Origin of the sequence: Micromonospora sp. NPDC048999 (assembly GCF_040649295.1) — a bacterium.
In the GTDB taxonomy this organism is placed as follows: domain Bacteria; phylum Actinomycetota; class Actinomycetes; order Mycobacteriales; family Micromonosporaceae; genus Micromonospora.
In genome coordinates, this window is the sequence record NZ_JBEZFI010000003.1 from 83,535 (window position 1) to 105,031 (window position 21,497).

At 70.8% G+C, this 21,497-nt stretch carries 20 protein-coding genes and 1 other RNA gene; 16 read left to right on the top strand and 5 right to left on the bottom strand.

The genetic code is table 11. The annotated features are described in order from the left end of the window. Window positions 1–126: 126 nt before the first annotated feature. The 5 genes from mtrA (at window position 127) to raiA (ending at window position 5,958) form a co-directional block, all read left to right on the top strand. Window positions 127–816 carry an MtrAB system response regulator MtrA gene (gene mtrA, locus AB0C02_RS06865; RefSeq protein WP_357541982.1) on the top strand — a complete coding sequence of 230 codons (690 nt, stop codon included), beginning with the start codon at window positions 127–129 and terminating at the stop codon, window positions 814–816. A gap of 46 nt (window positions 817–862) precedes the next feature. After that, complete coding sequence (gene mtrB, locus AB0C02_RS06870) at window positions 863–2,551, top strand: MtrAB system histidine kinase MtrB (RefSeq protein WP_357542372.1); 1,689 nt, start codon at window positions 863–865, stop codon at window positions 2,549–2,551. After that, window positions 2,548–4,347 carry an LpqB family beta-propeller domain-containing protein gene (locus AB0C02_RS06875; RefSeq protein ID WP_357541984.1) on the top strand — a complete coding sequence of 600 codons (1,800 nt, stop codon included), beginning with the start codon at window positions 2,548–2,550 and terminating at the stop codon, window positions 4,345–4,347. Before mtrB ends, AB0C02_RS06875 begins: the two co-directional genes overlap by 4 nt. Window positions 4,348–4,354: 7 nt before the next feature. Further along, complete coding sequence (locus AB0C02_RS06880) at window positions 4,355–5,056, top strand: ComF family protein (protein ID WP_357541986.1); 702 nt, start codon at window positions 4,355–4,357, stop codon at window positions 5,054–5,056. Between the two features lie 248 nt (window positions 5,057–5,304). After that, window positions 5,305–5,958 carry a ribosome-associated translation inhibitor RaiA gene (gene raiA, locus AB0C02_RS06885; protein WP_357541988.1) on the top strand — a complete coding sequence of 218 codons (654 nt, stop codon included), beginning with the start codon at window positions 5,305–5,307 and terminating at the stop codon, window positions 5,956–5,958. Between the two features lie 52 nt (window positions 5,959–6,010). On the opposite strand, the gene AB0C02_RS06890 is transcribed toward raiA, so the two are convergent. Both AB0C02_RS06890 and AB0C02_RS06895 read right to left on the bottom strand, forming a co-directional pair. Next, entirely contained in the window at window positions 6,011–6,187 is a 177-nt protein-coding gene (locus AB0C02_RS06890; protein WP_357541990.1) for a hypothetical protein, read from the bottom strand. Beyond that, the gene (locus tag AB0C02_RS06895) at window positions 6,184–7,356 is read right to left on the bottom strand and encodes a GNAT family N-acetyltransferase (protein WP_357541992.1); all 1,173 of its coding nucleotides are present in this window, start codon (window positions 7,354–7,356) and stop codon (window positions 6,184–6,186) included. The genes AB0C02_RS06890 and AB0C02_RS06895 overlap by 4 nt, the downstream gene beginning before the upstream one ends. 169 nt (window positions 7,357–7,525) lie before the next feature. Between AB0C02_RS06895 and secA the strand changes: the two genes are divergently transcribed. Further along, on the top strand, window positions 7,526–10,429 hold the full coding sequence (gene secA, locus AB0C02_RS06900) for a preprotein translocase subunit SecA (RefSeq protein WP_357541994.1): 2,904 nt from the start codon (window positions 7,526–7,528) through the stop codon (window positions 10,427–10,429). A gap of 256 nt (window positions 10,430–10,685) precedes the next feature. Here the strand turns inward: secA and AB0C02_RS06905 are convergent, their stop codons facing one another. Then, on the bottom strand, window positions 10,686–11,288 hold the full coding sequence (locus AB0C02_RS06905) for an Rv3235 family protein (protein WP_357541996.1): 603 nt from the start codon (window positions 11,286–11,288) through the stop codon (window positions 10,686–10,688). A gap of 102 nt (window positions 11,289–11,390) precedes the next feature. Then, window positions 11,391–11,618, bottom strand: coding sequence for a helix-turn-helix domain-containing protein (locus AB0C02_RS06910; RefSeq protein WP_357541998.1), 228 nt, complete (start codon window positions 11,616–11,618; stop codon window positions 11,391–11,393). A 204-nt stretch (window positions 11,619–11,822) separates the two neighbouring features. Here AB0C02_RS06910 and AB0C02_RS06915 point away from each other — a divergent pair, with 204 nt between their 5' ends. Beyond that, complete coding sequence (locus AB0C02_RS06915) at window positions 11,823–12,332, top strand: hypothetical protein (RefSeq protein WP_357542000.1); 510 nt, start codon at window positions 11,823–11,825, stop codon at window positions 12,330–12,332. Between the two features lie 15 nt (window positions 12,333–12,347). On the opposite strand, the gene AB0C02_RS06920 is transcribed toward AB0C02_RS06915, so the two are convergent. Beyond that, window positions 12,348–13,382 (bottom strand): hypothetical protein, encoded by a 1,035-nt coding sequence (locus tag AB0C02_RS06920; protein WP_357542002.1) that lies wholly within the window; start codon window positions 13,380–13,382, stop codon window positions 12,348–12,350. 485 nt (window positions 13,383–13,867) lie between these two features. Between AB0C02_RS06920 and pruA the strand changes: the two genes are divergently transcribed. The 9 genes from pruA to AB0C02_RS06965 all read left to right on the top strand — a co-directional run bounded on the left by pruA (window position 13,868) and on the right by AB0C02_RS06965 (window position 21,493). Further along, window positions 13,868–15,496, top strand: coding sequence for an L-glutamate gamma-semialdehyde dehydrogenase (pruA, locus tag AB0C02_RS06925; RefSeq protein WP_357542004.1), 1,629 nt, complete (start codon window positions 13,868–13,870; stop codon window positions 15,494–15,496). A 171-nt stretch (window positions 15,497–15,667) separates the two neighbouring features. Continuing rightward, window positions 15,668–16,186, top strand: coding sequence for a PadR family transcriptional regulator (locus tag AB0C02_RS06930; RefSeq protein ID WP_357542006.1), 519 nt, complete (start codon window positions 15,668–15,670; stop codon window positions 16,184–16,186). A 120-nt stretch (window positions 16,187–16,306) separates the two neighbouring features. After that, the gene (gene prfB / locus AB0C02_RS06935) at window positions 16,307–17,428 is read left to right on the top strand and encodes a peptide chain release factor 2 (protein ID WP_357542008.1); all 1,122 of its coding nucleotides are present in this window, start codon (window positions 16,307–16,309) and stop codon (window positions 17,426–17,428) included. 118 nt (window positions 17,429–17,546) lie between these two features. Beyond that, on the top strand, window positions 17,547–18,227 hold the full coding sequence (gene ftsE, locus AB0C02_RS06940; RefSeq protein ID WP_357542010.1) for a cell division ATP-binding protein FtsE: 681 nt from the start codon (window positions 17,547–17,549) through the stop codon (window positions 18,225–18,227). A 71-nt stretch (window positions 18,228–18,298) separates the two neighbouring features. After that, entirely contained in the window at window positions 18,299–19,174 is an 876-nt protein-coding gene (gene ftsX, locus AB0C02_RS06945) for a permease-like cell division protein FtsX (RefSeq protein WP_357542012.1), read from the top strand. A gap of 121 nt (window positions 19,175–19,295) precedes the next feature. After that, window positions 19,296–19,775: an SsrA-binding protein SmpB gene (gene smpB / locus AB0C02_RS06950; RefSeq protein ID WP_357542014.1), complete on the top strand. Its 480-nt coding sequence runs from the start codon at window positions 19,296–19,298 to the stop codon at window positions 19,773–19,775. Window positions 19,776–19,878: 103 nt separating this feature from the next. Beyond that, window positions 19,879–20,254, top strand: a transfer-messenger RNA (tmRNA) gene (gene ssrA / locus AB0C02_RS06955). A gap of 77 nt (window positions 20,255–20,331) precedes the next feature. Further along, window positions 20,332–20,988, top strand: coding sequence for a hypothetical protein (locus AB0C02_RS06960; RefSeq protein WP_357542016.1), 657 nt, complete (start codon window positions 20,332–20,334; stop codon window positions 20,986–20,988). 112 nt (window positions 20,989–21,100) lie between these two features. Beyond that, entirely contained in the window at window positions 21,101–21,493 is a 393-nt protein-coding gene (locus AB0C02_RS06965) for a hypothetical protein (protein ID WP_357542018.1), read from the top strand. Window positions 21,494–21,497 lie beyond the last annotated feature (4 nt).

Here is a 21,497-nt window from a genome sequence, read left to right on the forward strand (position 1 = left end):
GTCGAACCCGCGCCCGACGCAGCAGGTCCGGACGGTCGGCGGTGGTGCGGGCCCGCCGGCCGCGGGTACCGTGCCCGTGATGACGCCGAACCCTTCGAACCGAACGGGGATGGAACGATAAACCCCATGAGAGCCCGGGTACTGGTGGTCGACGACGACCCCGCGCTCGCCGAGATGCTCGGCATCGTCCTGCGCAGCGAGGGTTTCGTGCCCTCATTCGTCGCGGACGGGGAACGGGCGCTGGCCGCGTTTCGTGAGAGCCGACCCGACATCGTCCTGCTCGACCTGATGCTGCCCGGGATGAGTGGCATCGACGTGGCCCGGTCGATCCGGGCCGAGTCCGGCGTGCCGATCGTCATGCTGACCGCCAAGAGCGACACTGTCGACGTGGTGCTCGGGCTGGAGTCGGGGGCCGACGACTACGTGGTGAAGCCGTTCAAGCCCAAGGAGCTGGTGGCCCGGATGCGGGCCCGGCTGCGCCGAGGCGAGGACGTGGCGCCGGAGCTGCTCACCATCGGCCCGCCCGGCAACCAGATCTCGATCGACGTGCCGGCGCACACGGTCAGCCGGGACGGCGAGGAGGTGAAGCTGACCCCGCTGGAGTTCGACCTGCTGGTCGCGCTCGCCCGCAAGCCGCGTCAGGTCTTCACCCGCGAGGTGCTGCTGGAGCAGGTCTGGGGCTATCGGCACGCCGCCGACACCCGCCTGGTCAATGTGCACGTCCAGCGGCTGCGCGCCAAGATCGAGCCAGATCCGGAGCGACCCGAAATCATCCTCACCGTGCGCGGCGTGGGATACAAGGCGGGCACCGGATAGCCTGGTTGTCACTGTGGTGACCTCCCCGCCCCCCGCCTCGCCGACCATCGCCGCCCGCTGGCTGCGAGTGGCGCGGTTGCTGCGTCGCGGCCTCGCCGCCCTGGCGTCCCGGCTGACCTCCGGCGTGCACAGCGCATGGCGGCGGTCGCTCCAGCTTCGTGTGGTGACCATCACGCTGGTGGCGTCCAGCCTGTTGGTGGGCGGTTTCGCGTATCTGATCGCCGACAAGATCACCGGCATCCTGCTGGAGAACGCCGAGACCGACGTCAGGTCGCGGTTGACCAACGGCAGCGAGTACGCCTCGAAGCAGTTCAACCTCTACAGCCGGGCGGAGGAGGCTCAGCTCCAGGACACCATCGGCGGCACGGTCAACTACCTGGCCGGCGGTGACCCGACGCAGACCAGCGGCGTGGTGGTGGCGATCACCGGGGACAACAACATCGGGTCCATCGCGCCGCGCAGCTCCCCGGAGGTCGAGGTGGGCGCGCTGATCGGTGCGGAGCTGCGGTCGTCCGTCGCCGCCGGCAACGTCGCCCACCAGATCCGCACCGGGGTCCTGGGCGGTCAACGCACCAAATACCTGGTGTACGGCTCCCCCGTGCCGACCCGGTTCGGGCAGCTGGAGCTCTACTACCTCGTACCGCTGGCCCGGCAGGACGCCACCGCCGCCGACGCCCGGGCCACCGTGGTCGCCACCGGTGTCGCCCTGGTGCTCCTGCTCGGCCTGCTCGCCGCCCTGGTCACCCGGCTGGTGGTGACCCCGGTACGGGTGGCCGCCCGGACCGCCCAGCGGCTCTCCGCCGGGCTGCTCGACCAGCGGATGGCGGTCAACGGCGAGGACGACCTGGCCCTGCTGGCCGCCTCGTTCAACCAGATGGCGACCAACCTGCAGCGGCAGATCCTCCGGCTGGAGGAGATGTCCCGGTTGCAGCGCCGCTTCACCTCCGACGTCTCGCACGAGCTGCGTACGCCGCTGACCACGGTCCGGATGGCCGCCGACCTGATCTTCTCCGAGCGGGACGAGTTCGACCCGGCGGTGGCCCGCAGCGCCGAGTTGCTCCAGGCCGAGCTGGACCGGTTCGAGGAACTGCTCACCGACCTGCTGGAGATCAGCCGGTTCGACGCCGGCTTCGCGGTGCTGGACGCCGAGCCGACCGACCTGGTGCCGGTGGTGCACCGGGTGACCGAGCGGCTGGCCGGGTTGGCCGAGCGGGTGGGCGTCACCATCGACCTGGTCCTGCCGGACACGCCGGTGATCGCCGAGGTGGATCCGCGCCGGGTGGAGCGGGTGCTGCGCAACCTGGTCGGCAACGCGGTCGAGCACGGCGAGGGCAGGCCGGTGCGGATCACCCTGGGGATGGACGAGAGCGCGGTGGCGGTCACCGTGCGGGACCACGGCGTGGGGCTCAAGCCGGGTGAGGAGAAGCTGGTGTTCAACCGCTTCTGGCGGGCCGACCCGTCCCGGGCCCGGCAGACCGGTGGCACGGGTCTCGGCCTGTCGATCAGCGTGGAGGACGCCCGGCTGCACGGTGGCTGGCTGGAGGCGTGGGGCGCGCCCGGGCAGGGCGCCCAGTTCCGGCTGACCCTGCCGGCGCGGGCCGGCGACCGGCTGACCACCTCGCCGCTGCGGCTGGTGCCGGCCGACGCCCCGGTGCCCTTCGGCGGCCCGCGCCACGGTGGGCTACTGGCCATCGGGCCGGTCGAGAATGTCGGCCGGGCGGAGGTGATCTCATGAGGCGTGAGCTGGTGGCCGTGCTGCTGGCTGGGGCGTTCCTGCCGGTGGGGCTGGCCGGCTGCGGCATCCCCGGGCAGACCGAGGTGCACGTGGACGGCCGCCCCTCAACGGCGGCCGAGGCCGGCCCGCTCAACGGCCGAGCCGCCTACCCGCCCACCCGGACCGCCAGCAGCGACCCCAGCCAGTTCATCCTCAACTATCTCGCCGCTGCCGCCGGCGAGCGCGAACAGGCGTACGCCCGGGTCAAGGAGTTCATTGCGAAGGACTACCAGCCCCGGCTGCGGGAGAAGCAGAGCAGCGAAGTCGAGCTGACCGTGGTCCGGCTGCGGGAGAAGGCGGAGGTGACTTTGAACAACGAGGGCACCTGGGAGGTCACGGTGCCCGTGCAGCAGGTCGGTGTGCTGCGCCCCGACGGCACCCTGACGCCAACGGGCGGCGACACCGAGTACGTGTTCAAGCTCCGCCCGGCCGACGACGGCCACAACGGGTTGTTCATCACTGAGATGCCGAACGTGCTGCTGCTCAGTGACGACGCCCTACGCAGCTACTACGGCATCCACCCCATCTACTTCTGGAGCGCCGACCAGAACCGGCTGGTGCCCGACCAGCGGTACCTGCCCTCGACGGTGCCCAACGAGCGCCGGGTCACCGAGGTGGTCAAGTGGCTCGCCTTTGGTCCGCCCGAATGGCTCGCGCAGGGGGTGACCCGGCTGCCCGATGGCACCGCTCTGATCAACAACGCCACCGGTGGGGACGATCGCTGGGAGGTCAACCTGACCATGCCCGGTGCGAACGACCTCAAGCTGGCCAAGCTCGCCACCCAGCTGGCGTGGTCGTTGCCGGATGTCAAGGGCAAGCTTCAGCTCAAGATCCAGAATCAGAACCGGCGCACCGTCGACCTCGATCCGGAGCGGAAGAAGACCGAGTTCGTGCTGCACCCCACCGCCGGGATGCCCGAGCGCTTCTGCGTCTATGACGGCGTGATCCACTCCGTCTCCATCGCCGGTGAGCCGGCCGGCCCGGTGCCGGTGTTTGACAAGGCCAACAAGGGCGTCGTGTCGGCGGCGCTCAGCCGCGCCGGCGACGAGGTGCTGGCCGCGCTGGTGGTCACCCGGTCGGACCGGCAGCGGCTCATGGTCGGCGCCGACCCGGCCCCGGTCACCTTGTTCACCGCCAGCGAGAAGTCGTACGGCTCGATCGGTCGCCCGACCTGGCTCCGCTCGCCGGACCAGGATCATCCGTCCGGCCTGGTGGTGGCCGACGGTCGGCTCTACCGGTTCGACAGCATGGCTGTCATGACCCCGATCACGCTGGGCGCGCCGGGTGCGGTCACCGCGGTCGCCGGCTCCTACGACGGGCACCGGATCGCGCTGATCATCGGTGGCCAGCTCTGGGTGGCCTCGGTGAGCTTCGACGGGGGAGTGGTCACGGTGAATCAGCCCCGTCGGCTGGTCACCCGGCTCACCGGTCTCACCGCCGTCGACTGGTACGCGGAGAACCAGCTGGTCTTCGCCGGTAATGAGGCGGGCCGGCCGGCGATCTACCAGACCTACGTGGACGGCGGGCTGGAGACCGCGCTCAGGCGGGAGGTCGGCGCCGAGGTGACCCAGCTGGCCGCGTACCCGGGCGGTCCGGTCGGCGTGCTGCCGTCCTTCTCCTACATGTACGAGGCGAACAAGGTGGCCTACAAAAACAACTCGTTCGAGCCCATCAAGCCGGATCAGGTGCAGGACGTGACACCGCCGACGCCGGGCGGCAAGGCCTTGAACCCGACGGCACCCTTCTTCCTCTACTGAGTTGCCGGTGCGGGGCCTGGGCGGACTCTGGTCGGACCTGACCGACCTGGTGCTGCCGGCCGGCTGCGCCGGCTGCGCCGACCGGGTTGCGCGCCTGTCGCAGGGCTTCTGTCCGCGCTGCGTCGGCGAGCTGGAGGCGCTGCGCCCCGCGCCGGCCCGCCCGGATCCGGCCCCGCCCGACCTGCCGCCCTGCGTCGCCCTCGGCCCGTACGCGGGCGCGCTGCGGGAGGGGCTGCTGGCGTACAAGGAGCGGGGCCGGTACGGGTTGGGGCGGCCGCTGGGCACGTTGCTCGCCGAGGTGGTGGCTGCGGCGGTGGGCCCGGCCCGACCGGTGACCCTGGTGCCGGTGCCGGACACCGCGCGGGCGGCCCGGGCCCGCTACGGCGACCACCTGGACCGGTTGACCCGCCACGCGGCGCGCCGACTGCGGGCGGCGGGGTGGCCGGTGCGGGTGCTCCGGCCGTTGCGGGCGCTGCCCCGGCCGGATTCGGTCGTGCTGGACAGCGTCGGGCGCGCCGCGGTGGCCGAGGAGGCGTTCCGGCTGCGCCGGGCCGGCGGGATGCCGGCGGACGGCCCGGTAGTGCTGCTTGACGACATCCTCACCACCGGTGCGACGTTGGCGGCGGTGAGCCGGATCTTGCGCTCTGCGGGAATGACACCAAAGGCCGCGGCGGTGCTGGCCGCAACGCAAAAGCGACTCTTTCGGTGACGCTCGGTGTCTTCGTTTCGCCCCTTCGTGTACGAGCTGCGGGAATTCGGGGGCAGTCTCGACGACAAGGGGTGACGGTTGGGGGAACAGGAGTTAGCGTTCTCGTGTCGGGGGTAGGAGCTTCCCAAGCCGCCCGCGATGTGGGAAAGGAGGCGTAGCCGTACCAATCCGGTCGACGCCGAGCGAATGCTCCCCGGGTGCGTCGGCCGAGTGCCGAACCAAACGACCGTCCGAACAAGGGAGGTCACGTGGACATCGTGGTCAAGGGCCGTAACGTCGAAGTGCCGGATCACTACCGGGTGCACGTAGCCGAAAAGCTCGCGAAGATCGAGCGTTACGACCACAAACTCATTCGCGTGGATGTCGAGTTGTTCCACGAGCGCAATCCGCGCCAAGCCGATCACTGCCAGCGGGTGGAAATCACCTGCGTGACGCGGGGCCCGATAATTCGGGCCGAGGCCTGCACGAGCGACTTCTACAGCGCGCTGGACACCGCCATCGCCAAGCTGGACACCCGGTTCCGCCGCGCGGCGGACCGGCGTCGGGTCCACCGCGGGCGGCACGCACCGCTCTCCGTCGCCGCGGCCACCGCGGGCCTCCCGGTCGCCGACCTGGACGGCCCGGGGCTGACGGCGCTGAACGAGGTGGCGACGGCCACCGCGGTCGCCGAACGTCCCGACGAGGACGCCTACCAGGAGTACGCCGACGACCAGCCGTGGCACATCGCGCGGGAGAAGGTGCACCCCGCGGAGCCGATGACCGTCGACGACGCGCTGTTCCAGATGGAGTTGGTCGGCCACGACTTCTACCTGTTCCAGGACAAGGAGTCCGGCCGCCCGAGCGTGGTCTACCGCCGACACGCCTACGACTACGGAATCATCTCGCTCGACACCACCTTCTGACCCCGAAGGAGGGGCCCCTGCTCAACGCCTGAGGTGGAGCAGGGGCCCCTTCTTAACGTGGCAGGTCCGAGGCGAGCAGGCCGTAGCGGACCGAATCGGCGCGGGTGCCGTCCGGGCCGGGGAGCCAGCCGCGCAGCAGCCGAGCGGCCGGCCACGGTGTCCGCGACGTCGTCGAGGCGGGACGGGGCCGCAGCCGCACCCCGTACGCCTCGATCGTCTCCGGTGTCACCGCAGGTCGCCGGGGAGCAGGGCGGCCACCCAGACGTCCGGCCGTTCGTTCCGCTGCTGGATGCCGGCCCGGGTGGTGCCCTCGAAGACGAATCCCGCCTTCTCAGCCACTCGGCGGGAGGCGGTGTTGCCCACGTTGGCCCGCCACTCGATCCGGGCCAGGCCGAGCGTGGTGAATCCCCAGGCGCAGAGCGCGGCCAGCGCGGCGGGCATGTACCCGCGACCCCGGCCGTGCGGGGCGGTCATGAAGCCGACGTCGGCGACGAGTGGGTCGGCGGGGGAGATGCGCAGGTCGATCGAGGCGACGTAGCGGTCGGCGGGGTCCGCGACGGCGTAGGAGGCGCTGGTGCCCCGGGCCCAGGCGGCCTGGATGATGTCCAGGAAACCCTCGGCGTGCTCCCGCTGGTAGGGGTGCGGCACGCTGGTCCAGCGCACGGTCTGTTCGTCCTGGCAGGTCGCCACGACCGCGTCCAGGTCGCGTTCCTCCAGCGACCGGAGCCGCAGCTCGGCGGCCTCTGCGGTGGCGCCGGCGGTGGCGGTGGCGAACAGGACGGGCTGCGGGCGGCCGAACACGGCGGCCCGGCGGGCCTCCAGGGTGTCCGGGCCGGCGGGACCGGGTTCGCCGGGCGCGGGCACCTCGCCGGGGAGCAGCGAGCCGAGCCAGCCCTCGCGTCGACCATCGGGCGCCGGGTCGGCCAGCCGCAACTCGCCCTCGATTCGGAAGCCGGCGCGCAGCGCGACCAGCCGGGAGGCGTGGTTGCCGATCTCGGCCTGCCAGATCAGCCGGCGCAGCTTGCGTACGTCGAAGGCCCAGCGGGCGACCGCCCGGGTGGCCCGGACCGCGACGCCCCGGCCCCGCGCCCACGGCGCGGTCCAGTAGCCGACCTCGGCGCTCCCCAGGCCCGGGTCGATCGAGACCAGGCCGCAGGAGGCCAGCAGCTCGCCGGTGGCGGCGTCGCAGACCGCGAACTCCGCCCCGGTGCCGGCGGCCCAGGCCGTCGGGCTGCTCCTGGTGACGAAGTCGAGGGCGTGCTCGGGCAGGTACGGGCGGGGTACGCTGGTCCAGCGCTGGATGTCCGGGTCCTGGCAGGCGCGGTACACCGCGTCGGCGTCCTCAGCCCGCCAGGGGCGCAGCATCAGGCCGTCCTCGATGATCTCCACAGGCTCCACCCGAGCATCGTGCCGGATCGTTCGCGCTGGGCGTAACCCGATTACCGCCGCTCGCGTGTGTCGGCCAGGTGTTATGTCGGGTTCGTCGGCCCGGACCACCGCCACCAGTGACCATGGCGGCGATGCAGCGCCTACGATGGTTCGAGACCGTCTAGGGGAGCGTTGATCCGTGTCGATTCTGGAAAAGGTCCTTCGCGCCGGCGAGGGTCGCATGGTGCGTCGGCTCAAGGCCATCGCCGCCGCCGTCAATTCAATCGAGGACGACTACGTCAACCTCACCGACGATGAGCTGCGCGCCAAGACCGACCAGTTCAAGGAGCGGCTCGCCGACGGGGAAACCCTCGACGACCTGCTGCCCGAGGCGTTCGCGGTGTGCCGTGAGGCGGCCGCGCGGGTGCTCGGCCAGCGGCCCTACGACGTCCAGGTCATGGGCGGCGCGGCGCTGCACTTCGGCAACATCGCTGAGATGAAGACCGGTGAGGGCAAGACCCTGACCTCGGTCATGCCGGTCTACCTCAACGCCCTCGCAGGCAAGGGCGTGCACGTGATCACCGTGAACGACTACCTGGCCCAGCGCGACGCCGCCTGGATGGGGCGGGTGCACGAGTACCTGGGCCTCACCGTCGGCGTCGTCCTGCCCAACCGGCCGTCCTCCGAGCACCGGGCCGCGTACGAGTGCGACATCACCTACGGCACCAACAACGAGTTCGGCTTCGACTACCTGCGCGACAACATGGCGTGGTCGAAGGACGAGCTGGTCCAGCGCGGCCACTTCTTCTCGGTGGTCGACGAGGTCGACTCGATCCTCATCGACGAGGCCCGGACCCCGCTGATCATCTCCGGCCCGGCCGAGCACTCCGCCCGCTGGTACCAGGAGTTCGCCACCGTGGTGGCCCGCCTCCAGCCGGGCACCGACGGCGAGGGCGACTACGAGGTCGACCACTCCAAGCGCACCATCGCCATCACCGAGCGCGGCGTGGCCAGGGTCGAGGACCGGATCGGCATCGACAACCTCTACGAGTCGGTCAACACCCCGCTCGTCGGCTACCTCAACAACGCGATCAAGGCCAAGGAGCTCTACAAGCGCGACAAGGACTACATCGTCAGCGAGGGCGAGGTCCTGATCGTCGACGAGTTCACCGGCCGTATCCTGCACGGCCGCCGCTACAACGAGGGCATGCACCAGGCGATCGAGGCCAAGGAGGGGGTGGAGATCAAGCAGGAGAACCAGACCCTGGCCACCATCACCCTCCAGAACTACTTCCGGCTCTACGAGAAGCTCTCGGGCATGACCGGTACCGCCCAGACCGAGGCGGGTGAGTTCAACAAGGTCTACAAGGTCGGCGTGGTGACCATCCCGACGCACCGGCCGATGGTCCGCCTCGACCGCCCGGACGTGATCTACAAGACCGAGAAGGCCAAGTTCAACGCCGTGGTCGAGGACATCGCCGAGCGGCACGAGCAGGGCCAGCCGGTGCTGGTCGGCACGGTCTCGGTGGAAAACTCCGAGATCCTCTCCCAGTTGCTGCGCCGCCGCGGCATCCCGCACTCGGTGTTGAACGCGAAATTCCACGCCAAGGAGGCGGAGATCGTCGCCCAGGCCGGGCGCAAGGGCGCGGTCACCGTCGCCACCAACATGGCCGGCCGTGGTACGGACATCCTGCTCGGCGGCAACGCCGAGTTCCTCGCCGCCAACGAGCTGCGTCAGCGCGGCCTTGACCCGGTCGAGCAGCCGGAGGAGTACGCCAAGGCGATGGAGGAGGTCCTGCCCACGTGGAAGCAGGCCTGTGACACCGAGGCCGAGGAGGTCGCCGCCGCCGGTGGTCTCTACGTGCTGGGCACCGAGCGGCACGAGTCCCGCCGGATCGACAACCAGCTCCGCGGTCGCGCCGGCCGGCAGGGTGACCCGGGCGAGTCCCGTTTCTACCTGTCCCTGCAGGACGACCTGATGAAGCGCTTCCGGGCCGGTGCCGTCGAGGCGGTGATGGAGCGGTTCAACATCCCGGAGGACGTGCCCATCGAGTCGAAGATGGTCACCCGCCAGATCAAGGGCGCGCAGGCCCAGATCGAGGGCCAGAACGCCGAGATCCGGAAGAACGTCCTCAAGTACGACGAGGTGATGAACAAGCAGCGCCAGGTGGTCTACGCCGAGCGCCTCCGGGTGCTCAACGGCGAGGACCTCTCCGAGCAGGTCCGCAACATGATCGACGACGTGTCCACCGCGTACGTCACCGGCGCCACCAGCGACGGCTACGCCGAGGACTGGGACCTCGACCAGCTCTGGGCCAGCCTCAAGCAGCTCTACCCGGTGGGCGTCACCGTCGCTGAGCTGGAGGAGGAGGTGGGCTCCCGGGCCGGCCTCGACCAGGATTTCCTGCTCGCCCGCCTGAAGGAGGACGCGCACGCCGCGTACGACCGGCGCGAGGAGCAGCTCGGCGAGGAGGCGGTACGCCAGTTGGAGCGGATGGTCCTGCTCCAGGTGATCGACCGCAAGTGGCGCGAGCACCTCTACGAGATGGACTACCTCCAGGAGGGCATCAGCCTGCGGGCGTACGCCCAGCGCGATCCGGTCATCGAGTACCAGCGCGAGGGCTTCGACATGTTCGCCACCATGATGGACGGCATCAAGGAGGAGACGGTCGGCTTCCTGTACAACCTCGAGGTGCAGGTCGAGGAGCCCGAGCCGGAGGCCGAGGAGGTGCAGCTGCTGGAGAAGCCGGTGGAGATCCACGCCAAGGGCCTCAACCGCGCGCCGCAGCAGCAGGGCCTGCAATACTCCGCGCCGGCCGTCGACGGCGAGGCGGGCCGGGGCGCCCCGGTGATCGAGCGCGCCGAGCAGCAGGCGCCGGCGCTCGGCCTCGGTCGCACCGAGGCGCCGGAGCGTCCCGCCGCGTCGACCCCGCGCCGCTCGGCTCCGGGGATGACCGGCCAGGCCGTCGCGGCCGGCACCGCCCGGCGCGGCGCGCCGGGCCAGGTGGACGCCGGTGAGGGCCCGTCCCGCAACGCGCCCTGCCCGTGCGGCTCCGGCCGCAAGTACAAGCGCTGCCACGGCGCGCCCAACGGCGGCAACTGACCCCGCCCGCCCCAGCGCGACACCGGGCCCCGGCCGACCACGGCCGGGGCCCGCCCGCATCTACGTCCCTTAAGCGTCGCCGTCGGCAGCGAGGCAGCAGTTTCCCCGAAGTTGTCGCTCCCCGGCGACGCGAGGCAGCAGTTTCCCGAAGTTGTCGCTCCCCGAGGACCCGAGGCAGCAGTTTCTCTGAAGTTGCGCGGCCAGCGGCTGGCGGCAGGCGGTCGGGTGGGGCGGCGCGGCAGGAGTTGGGCGGGGGTCAGAGGACGTCGAGGACGGTGCAGAGCCAGCTGCCGCGGCGGTGTTCCAGGCGCAGGGCGATGGCCCAGCTCGTACCGGCAGCGCCGGCGAGCACGGCGGCGGCCTCGACCGCGCCGGCGAGGGGCTCGCAGACCCGCAGCCGGCGGAGCTGAAGCGCCGGTCGGGCGGTGCGGCGGCGCGCCGGGACGACCCGGCGCGCCGGGACGACCCGGCGGGCCGCCCGGGCCAGTTCGGTGGTCACCTGGGCCGCGGCGTCGGGCAGGCAGAGCGGCCGGAGCTGGCCGGGCGGCCGGTAGCCGTTGACGATCTCCAGGAAGGTACGGACGAACCGGTGGGCGGCGCGGGTCGCCTCGGGGGTGGCGGTGGCCAGGGCGGCCGCTGGTGGGCCACCGGTACGCCGCCCCGGGCCGGCCGGTGCCGGCCGGACGTCCACGGGTCGGCCGGCGGGCCGGCCGGGATCGCGGCGGCGGGAGCCGAACAGGTCGAGCTGGTCGATGTCACCCCAGGGTGAGCCCTCGTCGACGCAGGGCGGGTCGATCGGCGGGGCGGGGCGAAGCCGGACCGGGGGACGCGGTGCCAGCGGGCGGCGGCTGTCGACCATCCTTAACCCCTGTTCGTTACGTTTGCCTTTGTTTGCCTCCGACAGGGCCTCATTCTCGGGCAGGGCAGCGTCGGTCGTCAATGGCGTAACGCCATCTCGCGGTCACTCCGCGTCGCGTTCGGTGAGTGGGTTGCCGCGTACCCACTCGGCGGTCTCCGCGTACTTGCGCTGGATGTACTCCTCCAGCCGGGCGCGTTCGACCCGCCACTGCCCGCGGCCGCCGATCTTGATCGCGGGCAGCTCACCGCTGCGCACCATGTGGTACACCTGCGAGTCCGAGACGTTGAGCTCGGCGGCCACGTCGGACAGCAGCAGGAACCTCGGCTCCACGGTGACTCCCCGGGTCGGCTTCGTTTGCCTCAGTTTGCCATCTGGAGCCGCTCCGCCCCAGCCACCGTCGCGGCGATCCACGGCGGGACACACCGGTGGGAAACTTCTCCCCGGCGGGTGCGAGGTGTATGACGGTCACGGCGTACGGCATGATCGCGCCCGGAGCCGGCATCCGCCGGCCGGGCCTGAGCAGGGGAGAGACCGGTGGCCGACGAGCTTGTCCGGGTGTACGTGCCGGCGACCACCCCGATGCTGGCGCGGCTGCGCGAGCAGGGGCTGGCGGTCGACGAGGCGCACGCGGTTACCCCGGAGCTGCGCGAGTGGTACGCCGAGGGCGACGAGGAGGAGCTGGAGTACGTCGCCTTCACCCGGGCCGCCCAGGACGCGCTGCTGTTGCTGCGGGCCGATCCGGCCGCGCCCCGGCGGCGGGCGGTCGTCTCGGCGGACCTGCCGGCGCGGTCCGTCGGCCGGGTCGACGGCGAGCTCGGTTCCAGCGTCGTCCGGTTGGCCGGGCCGGTGCCGGTGGCCGCGGTCGCGGCGATCCACGTCGACGGTGCGGAGGCGGTCGGCGATGTGGTAGCCGCCGCTGAGGTGGCCGCCGACGCCCGGGCCGGCGATCCGGACGCCCAGTTCACCGTCGACGGTGCCGAGGACCACGAGCTGGAGTGGTACGACGTGACCGAGCTGGACCTGCTGCTGCGCGAGGTCTCCTGACCGCCCGACGGCGGGTCAGGCGGCCAATTCCTCGGCGGGCTCGTCCTCGGCAGGCTCGTCCGCGACGGCACGCGGGCCGAGGGTGCGGCCGAACGCCACGAGCGCGGTGAGCGCCCCGACGAAGAGCACCCAGATGCCGTTGTCGACGCGGGAGGTGCCGAGGGAGGTCTGCGCCACCTGGTCGGCCTCGCTGAGGGCGGCGGCCAGGTTCAGCAGGTCGCGCCCGCCGATTCGGATGATCACCTCGGTGAGCAGCAGGAGCAGGCCCGGCCCGGCCCCGGCGACCAGGTACGCCGGCCAGCGCAGTTGCTGCGACAACGACCCGCTGCGGCGCGCGGCGCGGCGGCGGGCCCAGGTCAGGTAGCCGAAGGCCAGCAGGCCCGCGATCAGCCCGACGAGCAGCGACTCGGTGCGGGACACCCACTTCGCGGCGTCGAGGATCGACTGCTGGGTCTCCCCGGCCCCGAACAGGTCGGACAGCGGGTCCCGGGCGCGGCTGAACAGCACCACGAAGACCTGGGCGGCGAGCGCGGCCGTGGCCAGGGCGCCGACCACCCGGGCGTTGCGGGCGCCGGCCATCGCGCCGCCGATGATCGCCGCCGCCGCGGTGGTGCCGGCGATGGTGTTGGTGGTCGCGTTGTCGGCGTACGTCAGGTTGATCGCCACCGCGGCGGCGATCCCGACCAGCAGGCCGGTGCCGACGGCGGCGAGGAAGCGCAGGGTGACCCGGCGGAGCGGGTTGGTCGCCGCCAGGGCGACCGCGGCCCCGGCGATCAGCGCGGCGGTGATGACGCCGGGCAGCGCGTACGCGGAGAGACTGATCGCGGTGACGCCGGCCGCGGCGCTGTCGATCGCCGCGCGGGTGGACCAGAGCATCGCGGCGAGCCAGCCGATCGCCAACAGTGCCAGCACCATCGCGCCGGGAGCGTACGCCGGTCGGCCCGGCGTCGCGGTGGCCTCGTCGACCGGGGCCGGCTGCTCCGACACCTCGGGGGCGGCCTCGGGCTGGTCCGGCTCCGCGGCCGTGGAACTGCCGGGCTGCTTGCTCATCCTCTTCCCTTCGACGGACGCCGGATCGGCCGCGACGGGCCGGGCAGGTCACGGTCATCCAGCGTACGCGTCGCCCCCGGAAACCCTTGCGAACCCGCCTCGCGGGCCCGGCGTGCCCGGCGGCGGCCGACAGCGCCCGGCGGCGCCCCGACGGCCCCCGGCAGCGGCCGACAGGGCCGGAGGTCGACGAGCCTGCCGACGGATCGCAGGCCAGCGGAGGATCTGGCTGATGGTTCGTCGGATCGAAGCCCGTTTCGGCCTGCGGTCCGATGTCTGCCCGTGTGTCCGATCTTTTCGCGACCTGCCGTGCCGAGGCGGGCCGGACGAGGGGCGGCGAGGGTGGGCCGGGGGCACCGCATGAAAGAATCGGCCCAGGTCCCGCCGCCGCGACCGGTCCGCCGCGCGGTGCCCGGGCATCCGGCCGTCCAGTCGGTGCCTGCGGGTCCGGTTTCGCCATCGCCGTCGAGATCGCACAGGAGCCTGTGATGGACGCCGTGTTCTCCGTACCCGAGCCGCGCAACGAGCCGGTCCACAACTATGAGCCCGGCAGCGCCGACCGGGAGCGGCTCCAGCGGCGGCTGACCGAGCTGGCCGCCGCGCAGATCGAGCTGCCGATGACCATCGCCGGCGAGCAGCGGATGGCCGGCGGCGCGTCGATCAACGTGGTCCAGCCGCACAAGCACGCGCACGTGCTCGGCGTCACCGGGCACGCCACCCACGACGACGCCCGCGCGGCGGTCAAGGCCGCCAAGGACGCCGCCCCGATGTGGCGGGCGCTGCCGTTCGAGGAGCGCGCCGCGATCTTCCTGCGCGCCGCCGACCTGCTCGCCGGTCCCTGGCGGGACACCCTCAACGCGGCCACGATGCTCGGCCAGTCCAAGACGGCCGTCCAGGCCGAGATCGACTCGGCCTGCGAGTTCATCGACTTCCTGCGGTTCAACGTGTACTTCGCCCGCAAGCTGCTGGCCGAGCAGCCGATGTCCTCGCCGGGCGTGTGGAACCGCTTCGACCACCGCCCCCTCGAAGGGTTCGTCTACGCGATCACCCCGTTCAACTTCACCGCGATCGCGGGCAACCTGCCCTCGGCGCCGGCCCTGCTCGGCAACACCGTGGTGTGGAAGCCGGGCCCGACCCAGCAGTTCGCCGCGCACTTCACCATGCGGCTGTTCGAGGCGGCCGGCCTGCCGCCCGGTGTGATCAACATGGTCACCGGGCGCGGCGAGGAGGTCTCCGACGTGGTGCTCGCCGACCCGGACCTGGCCGGCATCCACTTCACCGGGTCGACCAAGGTGTTCCAGCACCTGTGGCGGACCGTCGGCGAGAACATCGCTGGCTACCGGGGCTACCCGCGCCTGGTCGGCGAGACCGGTGGCAAGGACTTCGTGGTCGCGCACACCAGCGCCGACGTGGACGCGCTGCACACCGCCCTTCTCCGGGGCGCGTACGAGTACCAGGGGCAGAAGTGCTCGGCCGCGTCCCGGGCGTACGTCCCGCGGTCGATCTGGGAGGGTGGGCTGCGGGACCGGCTGGCCGCCACCGCCGACTCGCTGACCTACGGCGACGTCACCGACTTCCGCAACTTCGGCGGCGCGGTGATCGACGACAAGGCGTTCAGCCGGCACACCGCCGCGCTGGAGCTGATCAACGGTGACGACAGCTGCCGGATCCTGGCGGGCGGCACTGCCGACGACTCGGTCGGCTACTTCGTCCGGCCGACCCTGTTCGAGTGCTCCGACCCGGCGCACGAGACCTTCACCACGGAGTACTTCGGGCCGATCCTCGGCGTGCACGTCTTCGACGACGCCCGCTTCGACGAGGTGGTCGCGCAGGCCGAGTCGATCGCGCCGTACGCGCTGACCGGGTCGATCTTCGCGAACGACCGCCGGGTGGTCGACCAGGTGGCCGAGAAGATGCGGTACGCGGCCGGCAACTTCTACATCAACGACAAGCCGACCGGCGCGGTGGTCGGGCAGCAGCCGTTCGGTGGGGCCCGGGCCAGCGGCACCAACGACAAGGCGGGCTCCTGGCACAACCTGATCCGCTGGATGTCGCCGCGGACGATCAAGGAGACCTTCGTCCCGCCGACCGATCACACCTACCCGCACATGGGCTGACGTGTGAGGAGGGGCCCCTTGTCAACAAGGGGCCCCTCCTCACATCCGGACGGGCGGGTCCCGGTAGGCGGCGGACTGTCGTCGGCCGACAGTGCACATCGGACGACTCATCGGGTGGCGAAAACGGCAAATCCTGGACGCAGGGTCGGGCAAAGTGGCAGCTTAGAGGGCATGGCGGAAACCGGAGTCAACCCGACGGCGGCGGCCCTGCTGGGTCTGCTGCACGAGGGTCCCATGACAGGCGGCCAGCTCATGGCCGCCGCCGAGCGCCGGCTGGCGCCGTACTGGTCGATGACGCGCAGTCAGGTCTATCGGGAGCTGCCGGTGCTGGCGGAGAAGGGCCTGGTGCGGCTCGGCAAGCCCGGGCCGCGGATGAGTCAGCCGTACGCGATCACGGCTGTCGGAAAACGGACATTCTCCCGCTGGCTGGCCGAAAACCCCGGCAAGGACACGATCCGTAACCCGGTCGCGCTGCGGATCGCCTTCGGCGGCCTGCACTCGGCGAGCCAGCTGAAGAACCTGTACTCCACGGCGAACGAATACCACACCGAGGCCCTCGCGGCGGCGCGTGAGCAGGTCAAGAACGCCAAGAAGGAAGGCGCCAACTACGACGCCGGCGCGCTGGAGTTCGCGGTCGCCTATCACCGGGCCGCCCTGTCCTGGCTCAAGACCGCGCCGGTCGCCGAGTGATCCACGGGCGGATCGGGCCGCTGCGGCGGAGCAGCCGCCCGCTGGCACCGCGCTGACTTTTCGCCGGTGACCGCGGGGCTCGCAAGCTCACTCCTCTCCCGCGCAGTAGGCTTGTCTGTCGTGACCGCTGCCGATTACGCCGAACAGCTCAAGGACCTCGACGCCACCCTGCGCAACATCGAGGCCGTCCTCGACCTCGACAAGCTGCGCGAGCAGAAGGCCCGCCTGGAGCAGGAGGCCTCCGCGCCCGACCTCTGGGACGACCAGGCCAAGGCGCAGGTGGTGACGTCGCAGCTGTCGTACGTCAACGGCGAGATCACCAAGCTCTCCGAGCTGCGCTCCCGGCTCGACGACGCCGGGGTGCTGTTGGAGCTCGCCGAGGCCGAGGCCGATCCCGGCACGCTCGCCGAGGTCGAGTCGGAGCTCGCCGGGCTGGCCAAGGCCATCCAGGAGATGGAGGTCCGCACCCTGCTCTCCGGCGAGTACGACTCCCGGGAGGCGCTGGTCGCGATCCGGGCCGGCGCCGGTGGCGTGGACGCGGCGGACTTCGCCGAGATGCTGCTGCGGATGTACCTGCGTTGGGCCGAGCGGCACGGCTACCCGACCGAGGTCTACGAGACCTCGTACGCCGAGGAGGCGGGCCTCAAGTCGGCGACCTTCACGGTCAAGGTGCCCTACGCGTACGGCACGCTCAGCGTCGAGTCCGGCACCCACCGGCTGGTGCGGATCAGCCCGTTCGACAACCAGGGGCGCCGGCAGACCAGCTTCGCCGGTGTGGAGGTGCTGCCGGTCGTCGAGCAGACGGACCACATCGACATCCCCGAGAACGAGATGCGGATCGACGTCTACCGTTCCTCGGGCCCGGGTGGGCAGAGCGTCAACACCACCGACTCGGCGGTGCGGATCACCCACATCCCGACCGGCATCGTGGTCACCTGCCAGAACGAGAAGTCGCAGCTGCAGAACAAGGCCTCCGCGCTGCGGGTGCTCCAGGCCCGGCTGCTGGAGCGCAAGCGCCAGGAGGAGCAGGCCAAGCTCCAGGGCCTGAAGACCGAGGCCGCCGGATCGTGGGGCGACCAGATGCGCTCGTACGTCCTTCACCCGTATCAGATGGTGAAGGATCTGCGTACCGAGCAGGAGACGGGCAATCCGTCCGCGGTCTTCGACGGTGAGCTGGACAGCTTCATCGAGGCCGGTATCCGCTGGCGCAAGCAGCGGCAGCTCACCGCTGACGGTGCGTGACAGATCTCCGACGCAGCGCGTCATCGATCTCTGCCCGAGCGGCTGAATCGATGACGCGCCTCGCATCGCCGGGGCGGGGGGCTTGGCTCCCCGGTTACACCGCGTAGACTCTCGACCCGTGATTCAGCTTGAGCAAGTGACGAAGACGTACCCGAAGGCGTCCCGGCCTTCGCTCGACAACGTGTCCGTCTCGATCGAGAAGGGCGAGTTCGTCTTCTTCATCGGTCCATCCGGCTCCGGCAAGTCCACGATCATCAAGCTGCTGCTGCACGAGGTCGCGCCCAACAAGGGGCGGGTCGTCGTCAACGGCAAGGACGTCACGTCGATGCGGTCCTGGAAGCGACCCCACTTCCGGCGTTCCATCGGCTGTGTCTTCCAGGACTTCCGCCTCCTGCCCAACCGCACCGCCTACGAGAACGTGGCGTTCGCCCTTGAGGTGATCGGCAAGACCAAGGCGGTCGCCCGCCGGGTCGTGCCGGAGGTGCTGGAGCTGGTCGGCCTCGGCGGGAAGGAACACCGTTACCCCCACGAGCTCTCCGGTGGTGAGCAGCAGCGGGTGGCGGTGGCCCGGGCGTTCGTGAACCGGCCGCTGATCCTGTTGGCGGACGAGCCCACCGGAAACCTGGACCCGGACACGTCGATCGAAATCATGCGCCTGCTGGACCGGATCAACCGCACCGGCACAACCGTCGTGATGGTCACGCACGACTCCAACATCGTGAACCAGATGCGCCGCCGGGTCGTCGAGATCGAGAGCGGTCGTATCGTGCGCGACCAGGCTCGTGGCGTCTACGGCTGAGCCGTCCGCGCTGACGATCCGTAGATCCTGACGACGAACACCTCACGCCGGAGAGCCGGAGGAATTTCCCGATGCGGATGAAATATGTCCTGTCCGAGGTACTGGTCGGGCTGTGGCGCAACGTGACGATGTCCATCGCGATGATCATCACGATGGCGGTATCGCTGTTCATGCTGGGCGGCGGCGGCCTTCTTTACCAGAAGGTCGGGGACATGAAGGACCTCTACTACGAGAACGTCGAGGTCTCGATCTTCCTCAAGACCGACGTCACCGCGGAGCAGCGCACCGACCTGGACACCAAGCTGCACAGCGACGCCCTGGTCAAGGAGGTCACGTACGTCGACAAGGAGGAGGCGTACAAGCGCTTCCAGAAGATGTACGCGGACGCTCCCGACCTGGTGAACGCCGTCAAGCCGGACCAGCTGCCCGAGTCCTTCCGGCTCAAGCTGAACAACCCGGAGCAGTACAAGGACATCTATGACCAGTACAAGGACTCCGAGGGGGTCGAGGAGATCGTCGACCAGAGCAAGTTGCTCGACAAGGTCTTCGGCGTCCTCACCGGGGTTCAGAACTTCGCGCTGGCCATCGCGGTCTGGATGGCGATCGCCGCGCTGCTGCTGGTCGCGAACACCATTCAGGTGGCCGCGTACAGCAAGCGCCGCGAGGTGGCGGTCATGAAGCTGGTCGGTGCCTCCAACTGGTTCATCCAGGCCCCGTTCGTGCTGGAGGCGGTGGTCGCCGGCCTGATCGGCTCGATCCTCAGTATGGTCGCGATGGTGGCCTTGAAGATGGTGGCGGCTCGCGGGTCGCTGGCAGCCCTGGAGGGTCTGATCACGCCGGTCTCCTGGTCCGACATCTTCCTGACGTTCCCGCTCATGGCCGGCGTCGGTGGCCTGATCAGCGCCGCCACCGCCTGGGTCACGCTCCGCTTCTACCTGCGGGTCTAGTTACCGCGACAGCTCTCCCAGGGGCCCTCCCGCGTCGGAATAAACCACGCGGGAGGGCCCTTGTCATTCGGGTAGCATGCGTGGCCGGTGGTCGCGGACGGAGCGGAAGGAGGTGGCGCCGATGCCACGGGAGAAGGGGCGCAAGGTGGTCGCCTCCAACAAGAAGGCGCGCCACGACTACGCCATCCTCGACACGTACGAGGCGGGCATGTCGCTGACCGGCACCGAGGTCAAGTCGTTGCGGGCCGGGCGGGCGTCACTGGTCGACGCGTTCGCCCAGGAACGCGACGGCGAGCTCTACCTGCACGGCATGCACATCCCGGAGTACACGCAGGGCACCTGGACCAACCATGAGCCCCGGCGTACTCGGAAGCTGCTGCTCAAGCGCCTGGAGATCGACCGGCTGATCGGCAAGACCCGGGAGAGCGGTCTCACCATGGTGCCGTTGCAGATCTACTTCTCCGACGGCTGGGCGAAGGTGGAGATCGGCCTGGCCCGGGGTAAGAAGTCGTACGACAAGCGCCAGGACCTGGCCAAGCGGGACGCCGATCGGGAGATCGCCCGCGTGGCGGGCCGGCGAGGCAAGGGCATGGACGACTGAAATGACCGGTTTGTCCGAGTGTTGGTCGCTGGCCGACCTCGGGATGAATCCGGTTGCGCCAGGCGTTAGGCTTGGTGGAGCTGCCGACAGGGGCAGCCGTCGAGGGGGTGACTGGTTTCGACTTCGTACGTTGCGGCAGGGGAAGCGAGCCGAGGAAGCCGACGTCGTCTCGAGAATCGTTCGTCGGAAACCAATAAGCGCCAAGAACAATCGCGCTGACTTCGCTCTCGCCGCCTGAGGCGAGTAGTGAGTCTGTCGGCCTGGGAGCGCCTTCGACCCAGTTAGCCGGCATCAGCTAGAAGGCTGGCCAACCGGACCCGGTCGCGGGGTCCGTGCGGCGAGATCAATCAGCGACTGGGCCCGTCACACCGACTCGCTCGCGTGATCGGAGGGGCCGAGTAGAGGCACAGCGAGCTGCGCTCGGAGAAGCCCTGGCAAGGCGGCGAAGGACCCGGGTTCGATTCCCGGCACCTCCACCGATCGAGGCCCTGAGAGTGTTCCGACACTCTCAGGGCCTTTCTTCATGTCTGACCAACCCCGGTCTACGCTGCCGCGTGTGACGAACGAGAGGATCACGCTGTCCGTGGGCGCCGGGCCGGGCCAGCGCGCCTTCGCCGTGGTCGGGGGTGTCGTGTTCACCGCGTTCGGTGCGGTCTTCGTGCTCCTGCCGATGATCGCCGATCGCCTGCTGGCCAGGCTGACCGGCTACGGCGACCCGTTCCCGTCGTACGAGGAGGCGCGGGACCTGCCGCCCGGCATGCTGCCGTCGGGTCTGCACGACACGGCCGTGCCGGAGCCGTTCCGGCTCGTCGGGCTGTGCGGCCTTCCGTTCGTCCTGCTCGGGCTCTATCTGCTGCTGCGGGTGCTGCGCACCGCAGCCTGGCTGGAGGGGACCCGGGCCTCCGTACGCGGCGCGCTCGGCACCCGCACCGTCGACCTGGCCACCGCCGAAGTCCAGGGCGGGGCGGTCGCCTACCGGGCCGGCGGGGACGCGGTGGTGCGGGTGCCGACGGTGGTCGCCCGCGACCGGGACACCGGCCGTCAGGTGACCATCCCGTTGCAGGGCATGGGGCTGGCCGCGCTGCCGCCGTACGAGCTGCGGGCGCTCGCCGACGCGATGACCACGGGCCGGCCGAACAGCGGCCGGGACGCCGACGCGCACGCCCTCGCCGGCCGGTTGCGCATCATGGCGGACGATCCGCTGGGTCGGTAGAGGCTGCTGCGCCGCCCGGGACAGCTGGGGCGAATGAGGCGTCGGTGGGGCCTGGACAGCCCGGCCGTACGGGTTCACCATCGCGGTTAGCGCAGCAGTGCGGGAGGTGCCCATGGTTACCGGCGACGTGCACGCCCTCGCCCGGGCGCTCGCCACGTCGACCGGGGAACCGAGCTGGCGGGAGCGGCTGATCCGTCACCTCGGCCCGGTCCGGCAGGGCTTCGCCGAACAGGTCCGGGTCACCGAGGGCCCCGCCGGCCTCTACGCCGCCCTGCTGCACGAGGCGCCCCGGCTGGATCGCGGTGTGCGACTGCTGACCGGCGAGCACGCCGCCATCGCCGCGGCGATCGTCGCTCTGCAACGGGCGGCCGCCCTGCCCGGCGTGTCGGCCGAGGAGCTGAGGGAGCGGGTCGGGCGCCTGCTGAGCGCCCTCGACCGGCACCGCCAGCACGGCGCCGACCTGCTGTGGGAGGCGTATCAGGCCGACCTGGGCGGGGAGAACTGACCCG

What these genes read in the sequence shown, in the direction of transcription:
- mtrA (WP_357541982.1), top strand. Translation starts at nt 127, where the DNA reads ATGAGAGCCCGGGTACTGGTGGTCGACGACGACCCCGCGCTCGCCGAG.
- AB0C02_RS06875 (WP_357541984.1), top strand. Translation starts at nt 2,548, where the DNA reads ATGAGGCGTGAGCTGGTGGCCGTGCTGCTGGCTGGGGCGTTCCTGCCG.
- AB0C02_RS06905 (WP_357541996.1), bottom strand. Translation starts at nt 11,288, where the DNA reads ATGGTCGACAGCCGCCGCCCGCTGGCACCGCGTCCCCCGGTCCGGCTT.
- AB0C02_RS06920 (WP_357542002.1), bottom strand. Translation starts at nt 13,382, where the DNA reads ATGAGCAAGCAGCCCGGCAGTTCCACGGCCGCGGAGCCGGACCAGCCC.
- pruA (WP_357542004.1), top strand. Translation starts at nt 13,868, where the DNA reads ATGGACGCCGTGTTCTCCGTACCCGAGCCGCGCAACGAGCCGGTCCAC.
- AB0C02_RS06930 (WP_357542006.1), top strand. Translation starts at nt 15,668, where the DNA reads ATGGCGGAAACCGGAGTCAACCCGACGGCGGCGGCCCTGCTGGGTCTG.
- ftsX (WP_357542012.1), top strand. Translation starts at nt 18,299, where the DNA reads ATGCGGATGAAATATGTCCTGTCCGAGGTACTGGTCGGGCTGTGGCGC.
- smpB (WP_357542014.1), top strand. Translation starts at nt 19,296, where the DNA reads ATGCCACGGGAGAAGGGGCGCAAGGTGGTCGCCTCCAACAAGAAGGCG.
- AB0C02_RS06965 (WP_357542018.1), top strand. Translation starts at nt 21,101, where the DNA reads ATGGTTACCGGCGACGTGCACGCCCTCGCCCGGGCGCTCGCCACGTCG.